Annotated in this window: 18 protein-coding genes and 1 pseudogene; 10 read left to right on the forward strand and 9 right to left on the reverse strand. The window is 73.0% G+C overall.

Annotation, left to right across the window (positions count from 1 at the left end; all coding sequences use genetic code 11):
* Nucleotides 1–159 precede the first annotated feature (159 nt).
* Nucleotides 160–586, forward strand: a pseudogene (locus tag C1703_RS05190) (sugar phosphate nucleotidyltransferase); the annotation flags it as partial.
* Between the two features lie 51 nt (nt 587–637).
* Here the strand turns inward: C1703_RS05190 and C1703_RS05195 are convergent.
* Nucleotides 638–1090 (reverse strand): DUF4442 domain-containing protein, encoded by a 453-nt coding sequence (locus tag C1703_RS05195; RefSeq protein WP_232840413.1) that lies wholly within the window; start codon nt 1088–1090, stop codon nt 638–640.
* Nucleotides 1091–1254: 164 nt separating this feature from the next.
* Here C1703_RS05195 and C1703_RS05200 point away from each other — a divergent pair, with 164 nt between their 5' ends.
* Nucleotides 1255–2310, forward strand: a complete 1056-nt coding sequence (locus C1703_RS05200; protein WP_114250775.1) for a hypothetical protein — start codon at nt 1255–1257, stop codon at nt 2308–2310.
* 36 nt (nt 2311–2346) lie between these two features.
* Here the strand turns inward: C1703_RS05200 and C1703_RS05205 are convergent, their stop codons facing one another.
* The gene (locus C1703_RS05205; RefSeq protein WP_114250776.1) at nt 2347–3192 is read right to left on the reverse strand and encodes a fused MFS/spermidine synthase; all 846 of its coding nucleotides are present in this window, start codon (nt 3190–3192) and stop codon (nt 2347–2349) included.
* Nucleotides 3193–3276: 84 nt separating this feature from the next.
* Nucleotides 3277–4446, reverse strand: a complete 1170-nt coding sequence (tuf, locus tag C1703_RS05210; protein ID WP_114250777.1) for an elongation factor Tu — start codon at nt 4444–4446, stop codon at nt 3277–3279.
* Nucleotides 4447–4790: 344 nt separating this feature from the next.
* Here tuf and C1703_RS05215 point away from each other — a divergent pair, with 344 nt between their 5' ends.
* Nucleotides 4791–5582, forward strand: coding sequence for a VTT domain-containing protein (locus C1703_RS05215; protein ID WP_114250778.1), 792 nt, complete (start codon nt 4791–4793; stop codon nt 5580–5582).
* 24 nt (nt 5583–5606) lie between these two features.
* Here C1703_RS05215 and C1703_RS05220 read toward each other — a convergent pair whose 3' ends face one another.
* Nucleotides 5607–6776 carry a thiolase family protein gene (locus C1703_RS05220; protein WP_114250779.1) on the reverse strand — a complete coding sequence of 390 codons (1170 nt, stop codon included), beginning with the start codon at nt 6774–6776 and terminating at the stop codon, nt 5607–5609.
* A gap of 93 nt (nt 6777–6869) precedes the next feature.
* Between C1703_RS05220 and C1703_RS05225 the strand changes: the two genes are divergently transcribed.
* From C1703_RS05225 to C1703_RS05235, 3 genes are all read left to right on the forward strand, one after another.
* A complete protein-coding gene (locus tag C1703_RS05225; protein ID WP_114250780.1) occupies nt 6870–7340 on the forward strand; it encodes a helix-turn-helix domain-containing protein in 471 nt (156 codons plus the stop codon).
* Nucleotides 7341–7499: 159 nt separating this feature from the next.
* Nucleotides 7500–8375: an undecaprenyl-diphosphate phosphatase gene (locus tag C1703_RS05230; RefSeq protein WP_114250781.1), complete on the forward strand. Its 876-nt coding sequence runs from the start codon at nt 7500–7502 to the stop codon at nt 8373–8375.
* A 97-nt stretch (nt 8376–8472) separates the two neighbouring features.
* Nucleotides 8473–8652, forward strand: a complete 180-nt coding sequence (locus tag C1703_RS05235; RefSeq protein ID WP_114250782.1) for a hypothetical protein — start codon at nt 8473–8475, stop codon at nt 8650–8652.
* A gap of 22 nt (nt 8653–8674) precedes the next feature.
* On the opposite strand, the gene C1703_RS05240 is transcribed toward C1703_RS05235, so the two are convergent.
* Entirely contained in the window at nt 8675–9277 is a 603-nt protein-coding gene (locus tag C1703_RS05240; protein WP_114250783.1) for a DUF4291 domain-containing protein, read from the reverse strand.
* Between the two features lie 237 nt (nt 9278–9514).
* Between C1703_RS05240 and lnt the strand changes: the two genes are divergently transcribed.
* Nucleotides 9515–11092 (forward strand): apolipoprotein N-acyltransferase, encoded by a 1578-nt coding sequence (gene lnt, locus C1703_RS05250; RefSeq protein ID WP_114250784.1) that lies wholly within the window; start codon nt 9515–9517, stop codon nt 11090–11092.
* On the opposite strand, the gene C1703_RS05255 is transcribed toward lnt, so the two are convergent.
* Complete coding sequence (locus C1703_RS05255) at nt 11016–11921, reverse strand: Gfo/Idh/MocA family oxidoreductase (protein ID WP_114250785.1); 906 nt, start codon at nt 11919–11921, stop codon at nt 11016–11018. The genes lnt and C1703_RS05255 overlap by 77 nt on opposite strands.
* Nucleotides 11893–13119, reverse strand: a complete 1227-nt coding sequence (locus tag C1703_RS05260; RefSeq protein ID WP_114250786.1) for an FAD-dependent monooxygenase — start codon at nt 13117–13119, stop codon at nt 11893–11895. The genes C1703_RS05255 and C1703_RS05260 overlap by 29 nt, the downstream gene beginning before the upstream one ends.
* A 90-nt stretch (nt 13120–13209) precedes the next feature.
* On the opposite strand from C1703_RS05260, the gene C1703_RS05265 reads away from it, so the two are divergent.
* From C1703_RS05265 to C1703_RS05275, 3 genes are all read left to right on the forward strand, one after another.
* Entirely contained in the window at nt 13210–13800 is a 591-nt protein-coding gene (locus C1703_RS05265; RefSeq protein WP_114250787.1) for a TetR/AcrR family transcriptional regulator, read from the forward strand.
* A gap of 43 nt (nt 13801–13843) precedes the next feature.
* A complete protein-coding gene (locus C1703_RS05270; RefSeq protein WP_114250788.1) occupies nt 13844–14356 on the forward strand; it encodes a DinB family protein in 513 nt (170 codons plus the stop codon).
* 103 nt (nt 14357–14459) lie between these two features.
* Nucleotides 14460–14993, forward strand: coding sequence for a hypothetical protein (locus tag C1703_RS05275; protein WP_114257304.1), 534 nt, complete (start codon nt 14460–14462; stop codon nt 14991–14993).
* Nucleotides 14994–15002: 9 nt separating this feature from the next.
* On the opposite strand, the gene C1703_RS05280 is transcribed toward C1703_RS05275, so the two are convergent.
* Together C1703_RS05280 and ung are read right to left on the reverse strand one after the other, a co-directional pair.
* Nucleotides 15003–15530 (reverse strand): hypothetical protein, encoded by a 528-nt coding sequence (locus C1703_RS05280; protein WP_114250789.1) that lies wholly within the window; start codon nt 15528–15530, stop codon nt 15003–15005.
* 226 nt (nt 15531–15756) lie between these two features.
* Complete coding sequence (gene ung / locus C1703_RS05285; RefSeq protein ID WP_114250790.1) at nt 15757–16440, reverse strand: uracil-DNA glycosylase; 684 nt, start codon at nt 16438–16440, stop codon at nt 15757–15759.
* Nucleotides 16441–16536: the final 96 nt, after the last annotated feature.

Consider the following 16536-nt stretch of genomic DNA (forward strand, 5'->3'; position numbering starts at 1 on the left):
CCCAAGTTCAAAACGCGGCGAATTCAGATATGTTACCGCCGGTATCCGCACCGGCTTTCGAAAACGCCACCGGTCAGGGCTTCGAGTTGTGTGCATGCAAGGGCGATTGGTCCACGAAATCTCCCACCCACAGCGCTCTCCCAGATGCCTCTCGGCGCGCTCTCTCGGCGACGATCTGATCGACCCGCGCGACACCCTGCTCGGCCGCATGCTCGACGTCCGCGACGGCCGGCTCGGCAGCGTGGTCGCCCTGCTGGAGATGCCGCCGGAGCAGGTCCACCTCTACGGCTGCGCCGCCGTGGAACCGGCCGGCGAGGAGGACGTCGTCCGCGTCACCGGCCTGGTCGAGAAGCCGGCCCCCCACAGCGCGCCGAGCCCCTACGCCGTGATCGGGCGCTACGTGCTCGCCCCGGACGTCTTCAGGGGGCAGCGCTACGACACCGGCGACAAGGCCGACCATCTGCGCACGGTGGTCCGGGTGGCCTGCGAACGGCCCGACCTGAGGCCGGAGTTCACGGCGTGGCTCAAGGGGTTCGTCGCCGGGCTGGACGACGCGTGCCCGGCGCGGCGGGACATCGCGGCCTGAGACGCGTGAAGCCCCGGCACCCGGCCGGGGCTCCGCACCCGCGACAGCGGATCAGCCGTTGGGCCGCAGCGTCCACACCACCGTCATCTCCCCCGTCACGGCACCATCGGCACGCTGGATGGCGACGGCCACCGGGAACTCCGGACGCTCACCGGCGTCCAGTTCCGCGACGACCTCGGCGGCCGGGCGGCCGAGGGTGGCGGTGGCGGTGACGGCGCCCATCGCCAGCTTCTTGTAGGCGATCTCGGCGCTGACGGCGAGCGGCACGGCACGCGAGAGCTGGTCCCCGAACGCGGCCAGCACGATCGCCCCGCTCGCGGACTCGCCCAGCGTGAACATCGCACCGGCGTGCGGGCCGCCCACGTGGTTGTGGTACTCGCTCTGGTCCGGCAGCGACACCACGGCCCGCTCCGGCGTGGTCTCGAGGAACTCGAGGTTCAGGGTCCGGGCCATCGGCACCGTGGCGGCGAGCATCTCGCCGATGGACATCTGGTCTGCGCTCATGGCGGCATGTTACTCACGAGTAGAGACGGCTGACCAGGCCCGTGTGACGACCGCCGCACCGACCCGCCGCGTACCGGTCCGCTCCCGGCCGTCCCCGTGTCGCTACCCCACCGTCCACGGGCGGTGACCGAATCGTGTCCGGAGCGCGGCTAGGGTTGCTGCCCATGTGGCCAGGACAGCAGCCGCCCGGGGGCGAGCAGAACCCGCAAGCGAACAACCCGTACCAGCAGCCGGGGTACCAGCAGCCGAATCCGTATCAGCAGCCGGGATACCAGCAGAACCAGCAGCCGGGATACCAGCAGCCCAACCCCTACGGGCAGCAACCGCCGCAGCCCCCGCAACCCCCGCAGCCGCAGTGGGGCGCCCCCGCGCCGGCCGGCGCGCCGCAGCCGCCGCAGGGCGGTGGCGGCGGCAACCGGACGAAGCTGGTCGCGATCATCGCCGCCACGGCGGTGGTCGTGGCGGCCGGCGTCACGGGCTTCCTGGTGCTCGGCGGGGACAAGGACGACACCGCGAACGGCGGCGGCAAGGACGCCAAGGCGTCGGCGAGCCCCTCGGCCCCGGAGCCCAGCCCACCCGCCACGGGCGACAACCCCCGCGGCGGCGAGGAGGAGCAGCCCACGGTCAAGGGCTGGAAGGTCGTCGTCAACCCCAAGTGGGGCACGGCCTTCGACGTCCCGGCGGACTGGGAGGTGGCGTCCCCGAAGTCGTCCGTCTTCTTCGAGGACGAGAAGTCCGACGACGGCAAGCCGCTCATCATCATGTCGGCACCGGCGTTCTACAAGTCCAAGTGGTGCACGAGCGACGACAACAAGGACGGCAGGACCGAGAGCGAGTCCCTGGCCGGCGCGGGCACCAAGGGCGCCGACGGCGCCAAGAACACCGACGAGGTCGCGCTCAACCAGGTGGCCTGGTGGGTGTACGGCGGTTACACGCAGCCGGACAAGAAGAGCGTCAAGACCGACGAGAAGGCCAAGCCCTACACCACCGCCTCGGGCGTGAAGGGCAGCGTCGCCTGGGCCTGGTCGGAGAACACGCCCGACAAGGGCAAGTGCGCGAGCGACGGCAAGGCGGTCACCTTCGGCTTCAAGAACTCGGCCGGTGACTTCGTCGCGTGGAGCTTCTTCGGCGCCAAGGGCGTCAAGGAGGAAGTGCCCAAGGAGACCATCCTGAAGATCCTCAGCACGGTCCGGCTGCACGGGGAGCCGACCGGCGGCTGAACCGGAAGGGTGGCGAAGGGCGTCGCCGAGCGCCCCTCAGCCGATGCCGAACGCCCCGTCGGGGGGCTCGGGTGACGGCACCGCCTCCTCGTCCCGCACCGGACGCGCCCCGCCGATGAACTCCCGCAGTGCGGCGCCGTGTTCGACCCGGGCCGGGAAGGCGTCGGCGGCCATGAGGCGGGTCAGGGCGGCGACGTCGACGGGCCGGTGCCCGGCGACGAGCACGGCGTTGCCGAACCGCCGCCCCCGCAGCACCCCCGGCTCGGCGATCAGCACGAGTTCCTCGAACGCGGTCGCGAGGGTGGCGAGTTGCGACCGCAGAAAGGCGAACGGCGCGGCGTCGGGAAGATTCGCGAGGTACACCCCGCTCCCCCGCAGCACCCGCGCGGCCTGTTCCACGTAGGCGACGGACGTGAGGTGGGCGGGCACCCGGGACCCGCCGAAGACGTCGGCGACGACGACGTCGGCGGACCGGGCGGCCGCGCCTTCCACCCAGGCCCGGGCGTCCGCCGCGTGCAGCGCGACGCGGGCCTCCTCGGGCAGCGGCAGTCGCTCGGCCACCAGCTCCAGCAGCCCCCGGTCGGCCTCCACGACGTCCTGCCGGGAGCCCGGCCGCGTCACGGCCACGTACCGGGGCAGCGTGAGCGCCCCGCCCCCGAGGTGCACCACGTCCAGCGCCCGCCCCGGCTCGGCCACGACGTCCAGCACGTGCCCGAGCCGCCGCGCGTACTCGAACTCCAGGTGCGTCGGGTCGTCCAGATCGACGTACGACTGCGGCGCCCCGTCGACCGTCAGCAGCCAGGCCCGGTCCCGGTCGATGTCGGGCATGAGCTTGGCGAACCCGTGATCGACGGTCCGGGCGACGGGGATGGCTTCCTTCACCCCTCCATTGTGCGGGGGACGACGCCGTCGAGGGGCGCGGGGCACTGCGCGACCGGCCCAGACGGCCGGCAGCCCCCGACGACCTCAGCCCACCACGGTCACGGTCCCGGCGCCCACAGTCCGCCCACCCTCACGGATGGCGAACCCGAGCCCCGCCTCCAACGGCACGTCCCGCCCCAGCTCCACGGCCATGACCACCGTGTCACCAGGCCGGGCCACCGCCGCCTCACCGAGGTCGACGACCCCCACCACATCCGCCGTACGGATGTAGAACTGCGGCCGGTACCCACTGGAGACAGCCGTCGTACGACCGCCCTCCCGCGCGGACAGCACATACACCTGCGCGGTGAAGCGACGGCTCGGCACCACGCTCCCCGGCGCGGCCACGACATGCCCCCGCCGGACGGCGTCCCGGGGAACCCCCCGCAGCAGCAGCGCCACGTTGTCCCCGGCCTGCGCCTCCTCCATCGGCTTGCCGAAGGTCTCCAGTCCCGTGACCACCGTCTCGACCGAGGCCCCGAGCACCTCGACCTTGTCCCCGACCCGCACCACGCCCCGCTCCACCGCACCGGTGACCACGGTCCCCCGGCCGGTGATGGTCAGCACGTTCTCCACCGGCAGCAGGAACGGCGCGTCCACATACCGCTCCGGCATCGGCACGTAGGTGTCCACCGCGTCGAGCAGCGCCTCGATCGACGCCGTCCACCGCGGGTCCCCCTCCAGCGCCTTCAGCCCCGAGACGCGTACGACGGGCACGGAGTCACCGCCGTAGCCGTGCGCGGTGAGCAGGTCGCGCACCTCCAGCTCGACCAGGTCGGTCAGCTCCTCGTCGCCCGCGTCGGCCTTGTTGAGGGCGACCACGATGTGGTCGACGCCCACCTGCCGGGCGAGCAGGACGTGTTCGGCGGTCTGCGGCATGATCCCGTCCAGCGCGGAGACGACGAGGATCGCCCCGTCCAGCTGCGCGGCGCCGGTGACCATGTTCTTGACGTAGTCGGCGTGGCCCGGCATGTCTACGTGCGCGTAGTGCCGGGTGTCGGTCTCGTACTCGACGTGCGCGATGTTGATGGTGATGCCGCGCGCCGCCTCCTCGGGCGCCCGGTCGATCCGGTCGAACGGCACGAACGCGCCGGTGCCGCGGTCGGCGAGGACCTTGGTGATGGCGGCGGTCAGGGTGGTCTTGCCGTGGTCGACATGACCCATGGTGCCGATGTTGAGATGCGGTTTCGTACGGACGTAGGCCGTCTTGGACATGGCTGTACCTCGAAGCGTCTGGTCGACGGAAGAAGGAAGTGGGACCCCGAGGAACTGCCCGACCCTCCCCTTGCGGGGTCCGCCGGACGAACCGGAGAGGGTCAGCTTCGGGCGCCGTCCGCGACGGCCGTGAGAACGACGACGGCAGCCTTCGGGGCATCCGTGACCACGGATGCTGCGAGGGCGAAGGCGTGCCGGAACATGACGCCGATCATTGCCGACGCTTTACCGCACGTCGAATGGTTTTCGTCCGCCCTGCGTACAGGGGGTGCGGCCGGGTTCCCGTGCCGCTGGTGAGACGAACCATACGGCGATCACACCCATTTGTCGGTTAGTGTCACCGGATGCTCGATGCCACCACCCGCTCTGGGGGCACCGCCACGGCCTCTCCCCGGGCCGCCACCGCGGAGCTCGCCGTCGCCGCTTCCCCGGCGACGACCGCCTCGCCCGCCGCACCCACCGGTTTCGCCGCCCGCTGCACGAGAGTTCTGCTCTCGCCGTGGTCGCGGCTGTCGCTGCTCGTCGCCCTGCTCGCCGGGGCCGCCTGCACGATGCTGCTGTTCGAGCCCCAGCGGCTGCTGACGCAGGGCTGGCCGCCCCAGCTGAGCGGAGCCGCCGCGGCGCTGGTGTTCGCGGTGGCCTACGGGGTGTGCACCGTGGCGTTCGTACCGAGGCCGCTGCTGAACCTCGCGGGGGGTGCCCTGTTCGGTTCGCAGGTCGGCCTCGGCGTGGCCCTGGCGGGCACGGTGCTGGGCGCCGGGATCGCCTTCTGCCTGGGCCGGGCGCTGGGTCAGGAGGCCCTGCGGCCGCTGCTGCGCGGGCGCTGGCTGAAGGCGGCGGACGGCCAGCTCAGCCGGCACGGCTTCCGCTCGATGCTGGCGGTGCGGCTGTTCCCCGGAGTGCCGTTCTGGGCCGCGAACTACTGTGCCGCCGTCTCCCGCATGGGCCTGCTGCCCTTCCTGCTGGCCACCGGCCTCGGTTCGATCCCGAACACCGCCGCCTACGCGGTCGCCGGCGCCCGTGCCTCGACGCCGACGTCACCGGCCTTCCTGATCGCCCTGGCCTGCATCGCCCTGCCGGCGCTGGCGGGCGTGGTGGTGGCCTGGCGCAAGCGGCACCAGCTGCGCCGCCTCTGACGAACCGTTACACCCGCCCACCGCTCACACCCGTTCCAGCACCATGGCGTTGGCGAGCCCGCCCGCCTCGCACATGGTCTGGAGCGCGTACCGGGCGCCCCGTTCCCGCATGGCGTGCACGAGGGTCGTCGTCAGCCGGGTGCCGCTCGCGCCCAGCGGATGGCCGAGCGCGATGGCGCCGCCGTGCACGTTGACCCGGCCGAGGTCGGCGCCGGTCTCCTGCTGCCAGGCCAGGACGACGCTGGAGAACGCCTCGTTGACCTCGAACAGGTCGATGTCGTCCAGGGTCAGTGACGCCCGGCGCAGCACCTTCTCGGTCGCCGGGACGACGCCCGTGAGCATCAGCAGCGGGTCGGAGCCGGTGACGGCGAAGCTGTGCAGCCGGGCGAGGGGGCGCAGCCCGAGCCGGGCCGCCGTCTCGCTGGAGGTGACGAGCACCGCCGAGGCGCCGTCGTTGAGGGGGCTGGCGTTGCCGGCCGTGATGTTCCACTCGATCTGCGGGAAGCGCTCGGCGAAGCCGGGGTCGTAGTAGGCGGGCTTGAGCCCGGCGAGGACGTCGGTGGAGCTGCCGGGCCGTACGCACTCGTCGCGCGTGACGCCTTCCAGGGGCGCGACCTCGGCGTCGAAGAGCCCGTTCTCCCAGGCCGCGACGGCCTTCTGGTGGGAGGAGACCGCGAAGGCGTCCAGCTGCTCGCGGCCGATCGACCACTTGGCGGCGATCAGCTCGGCGCTGACGCCCTGTGGGACGAGCCCCTCCGGGTAGCGCTGGGCGACCCCGGGGCCGAAGGGGTCCTTGCCTTCCGGCACGTTCGACCACATCGGCACCCGGCTCATCGACTCCACCCCGCACGCCACGACGAGGTCGTACGCGCCCGAGAGGACACCCTGCGCCGCGAAGTGCACGGCCTGCTGGGAGGAGCCGCACTGGCGGTCGACGGTGGTCGCGGGCACCGACTCCGGGAAGCCCGCGGACAGGACGGCGTAGCGGGTGGTGTTCATGGCCTGCTCGCCGACCTGGTCGACGGTGCCGCCGATGACGTCGTCGATCAGCGCCGGGTCGACGCCGGAGCGCTCGACGAGCGCGCGCAGGGTGTGGGCGAGCAGTTCCACGGGGTGGACGTGCGCGAGGGCGCCGCCCGGCTTGCCCTTGCCGATCGGGGTGCGTACGGCTTCGACGATCACTGCGTCACGCATGAGCGGGCCTCCACGGCTACCAGCGAGTAGGAAATCCAAACTCACGGTATCCCGTAGGGTTGGAAAATCCAACCCTCTCCTAGACTGGGCTTCATGGCCGCCAGCAAAGATCCGCGCCCCTGCTCCATCGCCGACACCCTGGCGCTCGTCGGGGAGAAGTACTCCCTGCTCGTGCTGCGGGAGGTGTGCCTCGGCAACGGCCGGTTCGACCAACTGGTGCGCAACATCGGCGCCCCGCGCGACATCCTCGCCACGCGGCTGCGCCGGCTCGTGGACGCCGGGATCCTGACCAAGCGGCCCTACAGCGAGCGCCCGCAGCGCTTCGAGTACCGGCCGACGCAGGCGGGCCTGGAGCTGGAGCCGGTGCTGCTGACCCTCATGGCCTGGGGAGACCGCCACCTCCGCACGGACGGCGACCGCCCGATGGTCGTGGAGCACTCCTGCGGCCGGCCGCTCGCCCCGGCCGTCACCTGCCGGGCCTGCGGCGACGAGGTGCGCCACGAGGACCTCACGGCCCGCCCGCAGGCACCCGGCTGGACCGTCACCGGACCGACGGCGGCCTGATCCCCGCCGCTCCGTGGCCGCTTCCAAACCCCTGTGTCGGGGCGGCCTCCGAAGGGCGCTACGCTTCCCCATCGGCACACATGATCCCCCGTTCGTCGCAACGGCGGCCCGGTGTGCCCGTCGTCCGTCCCACGATCGGCACTTGGACTCCGCTACCTCATGTCTTGGTTCGAATCACTCATCCTCGGACTCGTCCAGGGGCTGACCGAGTTCCTGCCCGTCTCCTCCAGCGCCCATCTGCGTCTGACGGCGGCCTTCTCGGGCTGGGAGGACCCGGGCGCTGCCTTCACGGCGATCACGCAGATCGGCACGGAGGCCGCCGTGCTGATCTACTTCCGCAAGGACATCGGACGGATCATCTCGGCCTGGACGCGCTCGCTCACGAACAAGGCGCTGCGCAGCGACCCCGACGCGCGGATGGGCTGGCTCGTGATCGTCGGCTCGATCCCGATCGGCGTGCTCGGCGTGACGCTGAAGGACCAGATCGAGGGGCCCTTCCGCGACCTGCGGATCACCGCGACGATGCTGATCGGCATGGGCATCGTCCTCGGCGTCGCCGACCGGCTCGCGGCACGTGACGAGAGCGGCGGCCGCCACCGCGCCCCCAAGCAGCGCAAGGCCCTGGAGGACCTGGGCGTCCGCGACGGCCTCATCTACGGCGTCTGCCAGGCCATGGCGCTCATCCCGGGCGTCTCCCGCTCCGGCGCCACCATCAGCGGCGGCCTGTTCATGGGCTACAAGCGCGAGGCCGCGGCCCGCTACTCCTTCCTGCTCGCCATCCCCGCGGTGCTCGCCTCCGGCCTGTTCGAGCTCAAGGACGCGACGGAGGGCGGACACGTCTCCTGGGGTCCGACGATCTTCGCCACGGTCATCGCCTTCGCGGTCGGCTACGCGGTGATCGCCTGGTTCATGAAGTTCATCTCGACCAAGAGCTTCATGCCGTTCGTCTACTACCGCATCGCGCTCGGCATCGTCATCATCGCCCTGGTCAGCATGGGTGCCCTGAGCCCGCACGCGGCCGAGTCGGCGGGCTGACCCGGCCCCCTGTGACCGGGGTCTCGTGACCAACCGCATACCGATCGGGTAGCCGTCCGGTAGCGGCCTGTCAGTGGCTGCCCCTAGGCTTGTCGGCATGTCCCCCGATGACGTGAACCCTGGTTCCGTGCGGTCCGCTGCCGAGGTGAACGACGAGATCCGTGCGCTCTGGCTGCGCACGGGCGGCACCCTGTCCGCCGAGGAGCGCGCGGAGTACGAGCTGCTGGTCGTCGAGTGGGCCGCCGCGATCCGCGGCGGCGTCGTCAAGGCGGCCTGACCGGCGACCGCCGTCCCGGCCCTCAGGCGCGCAGAGGCGCCAGCACCTCGTCGTCGAGGTCGTAGGGCCGCTCCCCGGGCAACAGCGCGGCAGCCGCGTCGAGTTCACCCGCCCGCACCCGCCCCCGGACCTCCGCCGCGAGCGGCGTGACGTCCTCGATCCCCACGATCCACTCGTCCGCGTACCGGGCCGCCGCCTCCCCCGCGAGCCCCAGCTGGAGCGACCGGTGCGGCAGCGGATTCAGCCGCAGATCCCGCTCCGGATCCCACTGCACCCGGGCCGGCGCCAGCCTCAACTGCCGCTTCCAGTCGGCCCGGTCGCCGTGCAGGGCGGGCACGTAGTGGGACAGGCAGGCGTGGCGCAGCGCCCAGTGGAAGCCCTCGCGGCTGATCTCGATCGCCAGGACCGTCTCCTGGCCCTCCTTCGTGCCCCAGCCGCAGCGGTACATCATCCACAGGAACGACGGCTTGATCCACGTCATGCGCTCCCGCTTCCAGGTCGGCGGGAAGCGGCCGTCGCGGGCCGCGGGCCCGCCGATCTCCGGGCGGTAGGCCTGGTACACGGTGAGCGTGGACTCGGTGTGGCGGGCGCGGACCCGGAATCTCGGTTCGTTCTGGTCGTTCATGAGGGACAGGTTCGGCCCGGGTGCCCCTCGGCGGCCACCGAATATCACCGCACGGCTCTTCGCTCGGCCCCTCCCGTGCCTACCGGTCGGCCGGCGGCTGAGCGAGGTGGTCGTCCGGGAGAAGTGGCGACGCCTTCCCGAGCGGCGGGCGGCACCTGTGGTCAACTGACCCGGCGTCCTCTGTCCTAGATCGTCCGCAGGACGCACACTGGAGGCATCCGCGGGTAGGAGGCGCCTATGAAGACGCTCGGCCACTGGCTCGCCTCCCCCTGGCGGCGCTCGGCCGCCGCGGCGGTCGCGGGCGCCCTGCCCGTCCTTGCCTTTCCCGCCCCGTCCCTGTGGTGGTGGGCCTACGTCGCCCTGGTGCCGTGGCTCCTGCTGCTGCGGACCGCCCCCACCGGGAAACGGGCGCTGTACGAGGGCTGGTGCGGCGGCTTCGGCTTCATGCTGGCCATGCACCACTGGCTGATGCCGTTCCTGCACGTGTTCACGTTCGTCATCGCCGCGCTGCTCGGCGCGCTGTGGGGCCCCTGGGGCTGGCTGGTGCGCCGTCTGCTGGCCGGAGCGCCCCCGCTCGGCCGGATCGCGGCCGCGCTCGTGGTGCTGCCGTCGGGCTGGCTGGCCGTCGAGCTGGTCCGCTCCTGGCAGGGCCTGGGCGGGCCCTGGGGCATGCTCGGCAGCAGTCAGTGGCAGGTCGAACCGGCGCTGCGGCTCGCCTCCGTCGGCGGGGTGTGGCTGATCAGTTTCCTGCTGGTGGCCCTCAACGTCGCGGTCGCCGTCCTCGTCGCGGTCCGGCGGGCCCGGGTGACCGCCGTGACGGGGCTCGTCGCCACGGCCGTCGTCACCTCCGCCGCCTGGGCCTTCGCGCCCCGCCCCGCCGTCGACGGCCAGGTCAGGATCGCCGTCGTCCAGCCGGGCGTCATCGGGGGCCCTGACAGCGGGGACCGCCGGTTCGCCCGCGAGGAGCAGCTCACCCGGCGGCTCGCCGGACAGGACGTCGACCTGATCGTCTGGGGCGAGAGCAGCGTCGGTTTCGACCTCGGGGACCGTCCCGACCTCGCCCGGCGGCTCGCGGACCTGTCCCGCGCGACGAACGCCGACATCCTGGTCAACGTGGACGCCCGGCGCTCCGACAAGCCCGGCATCTACAAGAGCTCCGTCCTGGTCGGGCCGGACGGCCTGACCGGTCAGCGCTACGACAAGATGCGGCTCGTGCCCTTCGGCGAGTACGTCCCGGCCCGCTCCCTGCTCGGCTGGGCCACCTCCGTCGGCAAGGCCGCCGGCGAGGATCGCAGGCGCGGCTCCCAGCCGGTCGTGATGAACGTCGGCGACGGCGGTCTGCGCGCGGGCCCCATGGTGTGTTTCGAGACCGCCTTCCCCGACATGACCCGCCACCTCGCCAAGGAGGGCGTGGACGTGCTGATCGGCCAGTCGTCGACGTCCACGTTCCAGGGCAGCTGGGCCCCCGAGCAGCACGCCACGCTCGCCGCGCTGCGCGCCGCCGAGACCGGCCGCCCGATGGTGCACTCGACCCTGACGGGCGTCTCCGCGGTCTACGGCCCGGGCGGACAGCGCGTCGGGCCGTGGCTCGGGACGGACGCGTCCGCCGCGCAGGTCTACGAGATCCCCCTCGCCCACGGCACCACGCCCTACGTCCGCCTCGGCGACTGGACCGTGCACGCGGCTCTGCTGATCCTCGCCGCCTGGGCCGCCGGTGAGGGCGTACGGACCCTGCGGCTCAGGCGGTCGGCTCCTGGACCGCGCGTACGACCCGCTCGCACAGCTCATGGGTCTCCAGCGCGTCCCGGGCGCTGAGCACCTTGCCCGCCCGCACGGCGTCCAGGAACGCGAGCACCGCCTGCTCGATGCCGCGCTGCCGGGCCACCGGGACCCAGTCCCCGCGCCGCCGCACGGTCGGCTGCCCCTTGTGGTCGACGACCTCGGCGAGGTTGACCACCTGCCGCTTGGTGTCCTGCCCGGACACCTCCAGGATCTCCTCGGCCGAACCGCTGAGCCGGTTCATCACGCCGAGCGCGGTGAAGCCGTCCCCGGCGAGCTGGAGCACCACGTGGTGCAGCAGGCCGTCCCGGACGCGGGCGCGCACGGTGACGTCGTCGATCGCGCCGGGCGCCAGGAACCTCAGGGTGTCGACGACGTGGATGAAGTCGTCGAGGATCATCGCGCGCGGTTCCTCCGGCAGCCCGATGCGGTTCTTCTGCATCAGGATCAGCTCGCGCGGATGGTCGGCGCACTGCGTGTAGCCGGGGGCGAAGCGCCGGTTGAAGCCGACGGCCAGGCTCACGCCCCGCTCCTCGGCGAGCCTCACCAGCCGCGCCGAGTCGTCGAGTTCGTAGGCGAGCGGCTTGTCGACGTACGTCGGGACGCCCGCCTGAAGCAGCCGCGTCACGATCTCCGGGTGGACGAGGGTGGGCGCGTGCACGAAGGCGGCGTCGAGGTGCGCCGCGAGGAGGGAGTCGAGGGTGGTGTGCCGCCGCTCCGGCGGGAGGTGCAGCCCGTCGGCGACCCGGTCGAGCGTGGCGGGGGTGCGGGTCTGCAGGTGCAGCTCGACCCCCGGCTGGAAGGCGAGGACCGGAAGGTAGGCCTTCTGCGCGATGTCACCGAGTCCGATGCAGCCGACCTTCACGTCGTGCGCTCCTTGGGTGGTTGCCTGCCGGGGTCTGCTCGGAAGCATACGGCGGCCGCGGCGGCCGCCAGTCGGCGATGCCGTCGAAGCTCCGCAGGAACAGCGCGGGCCCGGCCTTCGACAGCGCGGCCATGGCCGTGTCGCGGACGGCGGTGCCGACGCGGCTGGTCATGAGGTTGAGGCGGGCGACCCTGACGGCCTGGCGCGCGATGGTGGTCGTACGGGGCAGCCGGCCGGCGGTGTAGGCGGGGAGGTCGTCGTGGTGGTGGGCGAGGACGATCGCGTCCTCGATGGCCTGGTTGCCGCCCTGGCCGAGGGTCGGGGGCATGGCGTGCGCGGCGTCGCCGACCAGGGCGACCCGGCCCCGGTGGTAGGCGGGCAGGGGCTCGGCGATGTGGTGGACGTCGTGGCGCAGGACGTCCTCGGGGCGGGCGGCGGCGAGGACGGCGGGGATGGGGTCGTGCCAGTCGCCGAAGCGGCGCAGCAGCTCCGCCCGCTCGTCGTCCGCCGCCCGTCCGCCGGCCGGGGCCACGGCGGCGGCGTAGGCGTAGACACGGCCGTCCTTGAGCGGGTGCGTGCCCCAGATACGGCCCCGGCCCCAGGTCTCGTGCGAGGCGAAGTCGGCGCCGGGGACCGGGATCACGACCCGCCACGTCGTGAAGCCGGAGTAGACGGGGCCCGGGTGGGCGGGGAAGAGCGCGGGGCGTACGGCGGACCGGACACCGTCGGCGCCCACCACCAGGTCGGCCTCCAGTTCGCCGTCGGCGGTGCTGACGCGGGCCGGCCGGTCGCGGTCTCCGCAGTCGGCGAGAGTGGCGGCGGTGTCCGTGCGGACGGCGCCGGGCGGGAGGAGGGCGGCCAGGCGCGCGATGAGGGTGGCGCGGTGCAGCAGCACGAGCGGGCCGCCGAAGCGCTCGGCGGCGGTGTCGGCGGAGGAGCGCGCGAGCCACCGCCCGGACGGTGTGCGCAGGCCGCCGTCCCCGGTCCAGGCGGCGAGATCGCGGATCTCGTCGCCGAGGCCGATGACGTCCAGCGCGCGCAGGGCGTTGGGGGCGAGGGAGATGGCCGCGCCGACCGGCTCCAGCGAGGGGGCGCGCTCCAGCACGGTGACCTGCCGGCCGCGCAGGTGCAGGGCGGCCGCCGCGGTCAGGCCTCCGATTCCGCCGCCGATCACGACGACGTTGCCCGACTGTGCCATGGCTCCTCCTCGGTCCGGCCATCGTCACTACAGCCGTAGTGACCCGTTCGAGGTTACTACAGCCGTAGTGATGCGGGTAGCGTGAGCGGCATGTCCGTACGCACCGCCGGTCCCTCCCGCTCCGACCTCGTCGCCGACACCGCCCTCGCCCTGCTCGCCGAGCGCGGGATGCGCGGCCTGACGCACCGGGCGGTGGACGAGGCGGCCGGACTCCCCCAGGGCTCCACGTCGAACCTCGCGCGGACCCGGCAGGCCCTGCTGGAGCTGGCGGTGCGCCGCCTGGCCGACCGCGAGGCGAGGGTGCTGGCGCTGCACGAGATGCCGGACCCGCAGGCCGGCGCCGGTTCCCTGGCGGACGCCTTGGCCCTGGCCGCCCACCGCGCCCTGACGCGCCACCGCGAACTGACCCTCGCCCGCTACGAACTGGCGCTGGAGGCGACGCGCCGCCCCGAGCTGCGGGCGTACTTCGACGCGACGGGCGCCCGCTTCCGCGAGCAACTGGCCGCCCTGGTCACCGGGTTGGGCTCGACGGACCCATCCCGGCACACCCTGTCCCTGATCGCCTGGGCGGACGGGCTGATGTTCAGCTGCGTGGCCGGGTCGTTCAGCGCCGAGGCGCCGAGCCTGGAGGAGGTGCGGGCCGGGCTGCGGGAACTGCTGGACGGCATGCTCGGCCCCTGAAATCCGGTGGTCCGGCAGGGGTCACGGGGGAAGGATGGCAGCCATGACGACCGAACGCCGTATGCCTGACACGACCGCCGACGAACGCACCATGCTGGAGGGCTGGCTGGAGTTCCACCGGCAGACCCTCGCGTGGAAGTGCGAGGGCCTGAGCGACGAACAGCTCAGGTCCGCCGCCGTGGAGCCCTCCGACCTGTCCCTGCTGGGGCTGGTGCGGCACATGGCGGACGTGGAGCGGAGCTGGTTCCGCCGGGTGCTGATGGACGAGGACGCGGCGCCCCTCTACTGGAGCGACGAGGACCGCGACGGCGAGTTCCACCTGACCGAGGCGGACACCTACCAGGAGGCGTACGCCACCTGGCAGTCCGAGATCGAGACGGCCCGGCGCAACGCGGCCCGCTTCGGCCTGGACGACCTCTCCCGGGGCGGGCACCGGCGCACCGGAGAGAAGTTCAACCTGCGGTGGATCTACACCCACATGATCGAGGAGTACGCCCGGCACAACGGCCACGCCGACCTGATCCGCGAGCGCGTCGACGGCTCGACCGGCGACTGACGTCACCCACGGCCCGCCGACGCCCTCCGTACGGGGCGGGACATCACCCGTGCGGGGCATCCTCCGCCTGTCCGCCGTACCGCCCCCGGCCGGACGGACCAGAGTGGCGCGGGTGCATCGAACGACGACCACCGCGACGCTCCTGGTGACCGTGGCTGTCTCGGCCCTGACCGGCTGCGTGACCGTCCAGCGTCCTCCCGTCCCCGGGCCGCCGACGGGACCGTCCATGCCGTCGGCGCCGCAGCCGGCGGGGCAGGCGGAGAGCCAGATCGTGCAGGCCCCGGCCCAGGAGGCCCTGCAGCTCATCGAGGAGTCCCGCCGCCCGGAGCCGACCCCGTCCGAATCCCGTGTGAGCACCCCCGCGGCGGCCTCGCCCGAGCGGGGCCGGCCGCCGGCCGGCCCCCGCGACGACCGTCCGCGTCCCGCCCGGCCGGAACGCCCGGACCGCCCGGAACCCGCCCCGCGCGGCCCGCAGCGGCCACGCCCCGGCCTCCCCGACGTCCCGGAGTCGGCACGGCAGGACGTCCACCAGAACGTCCCGGGCGGCACGGACGTGTGCGCGCTGGGCAGGCGCTACGGGGGGTGGCGGGCCGACAGCCCGGAGGCGACCATCTGCCAGGACACCTACGGGCGGTGAACGGCTCCGTCAGGGCCGCTGCCTCGGCGGCCTCCCGCACGTCCCTCCGCCGGACTCCCCGCCGCCTTCTCCCAGCCGGGACTCCAGCCGCCGGATCGCCGCCCACACACCCGCCGCGTAGCCGTCGTCGGTGAGGGCGGCGGCCGCTCCCCTGGCCCGCCGCAGATGGGTCCGGGCGGCGTCGCGGTCGCCGAGCGCGGCGTAGTCGGCCGCCAGACTCATGTGCAGGGAGGGGTAGAAGGCGCGCACCGCGACCGCCCCTGCCCCGCCCGCGGGCCCGTCCTGGGTGATCTCCTCCGCCGCCGTCAACGCGCGCAGGTCCCAGGCCAGTTCGTCCGCGGGGTCGTCCTGGGTGTCGGCCAGGTAGTGGGCCAGGGTGCAGCGGTGCAGCGGGTCGCCGTGCTCCCCGATCTCCGCCCACAGGTCCAGGAACCGGTGCCGGGCCTCCTCCCGGTCCCCCGCGTGGTGCAGCATCACGACCTGCCCGATCCGCGTCAGCACGGCGTCCGGCGCCGCCTGCCCCTGTCGCTCGACCACCACGCCCTCCGCGCCCTCGCCCGCTGTCCTCCCCGACGCTAACGGCAGGCGGGGGCGATCCGGCTCAGGCCGCTCCGCGCGCCACCGGGCTGTTCGGGGCCGTACGGCCGGTGTTCGGGCCGTTCGTCCGGTGTCCGACGCCGGTCGGCGGGCCTGCCGCCGTGTCGCCCCGGCCGCCGGCCACCGGCCGTCGCCGTCAGCCCGGGTTCGGGATCGGGATCGTCCGTCAGCCCAGGTCCGGGATCGTCCAGTCGATCGGCTCGTGTCCCTGCGCCGCCACCGCCGCGTTGATCTGCGTGAACGGGCGGGAACCGAAGAACTTCTTCGCCGACAGGGGCGAGGGGTGTGCGCCCTTGACCACCACGTGCCGCGACTCGTCGATCAGCGGGAGCTTCTTCTGCGCGTAGTTCCCCCACAGCACGAACACCGCCGGGTCGGGCCGCTCGGCCACGGCCCGGATCACGGCGTCGGTGAACTTCTCCCAGCCCCGGCCCTTGTGGGAGTTGGCCTCCCCGGCCCGGACCGTGAGCACCGCGTTGAGCAGCAGCACGCCCTGCCGCGCCCAGGGCATCAGATAGCCGTTGTCCGGGATCGGTGTGCCCAGCTCCTCGTGCATCTCCTTGTAGATGTTGCGCAGGGACGGCGGGATGCGCACCCCGGGCCGGACCGAGAAGCACAGCCCGTGGCCCTGGCCCTCGCCGTGGTACGGGTCCTGGCCGAGGATCAGGACCTTCACCCGGTCGTACGGCGTGGCGTCCAGCGCCGCGAAGACCTCCTCGCGCGGCGGGTAGACGGGACCCTTCGCCCGCTCCTCCTCGACGAACTCCGTCAGCTCCTTGAACCAGGGCTGTTGTAGCTCGTCACCCAGAACCCCGCGCCAGGACTCGGGCAGCATGGCGATGTCGGTCACGTCAACGTCCTCACGATGTGCGGTCACTTCAGGCCTCAGAACCTACCGGCGACCACTGACAACGCGCTCCGGGAAGCCGGAGGGAAAGCCGGATGT

The sequence above is a fragment of the Streptomyces sp. Go-475 genome (assembly GCF_003330845.1).
GTDB lineage: Bacteria > Actinomycetota > Actinomycetes > Streptomycetales > Streptomycetaceae > Streptomyces.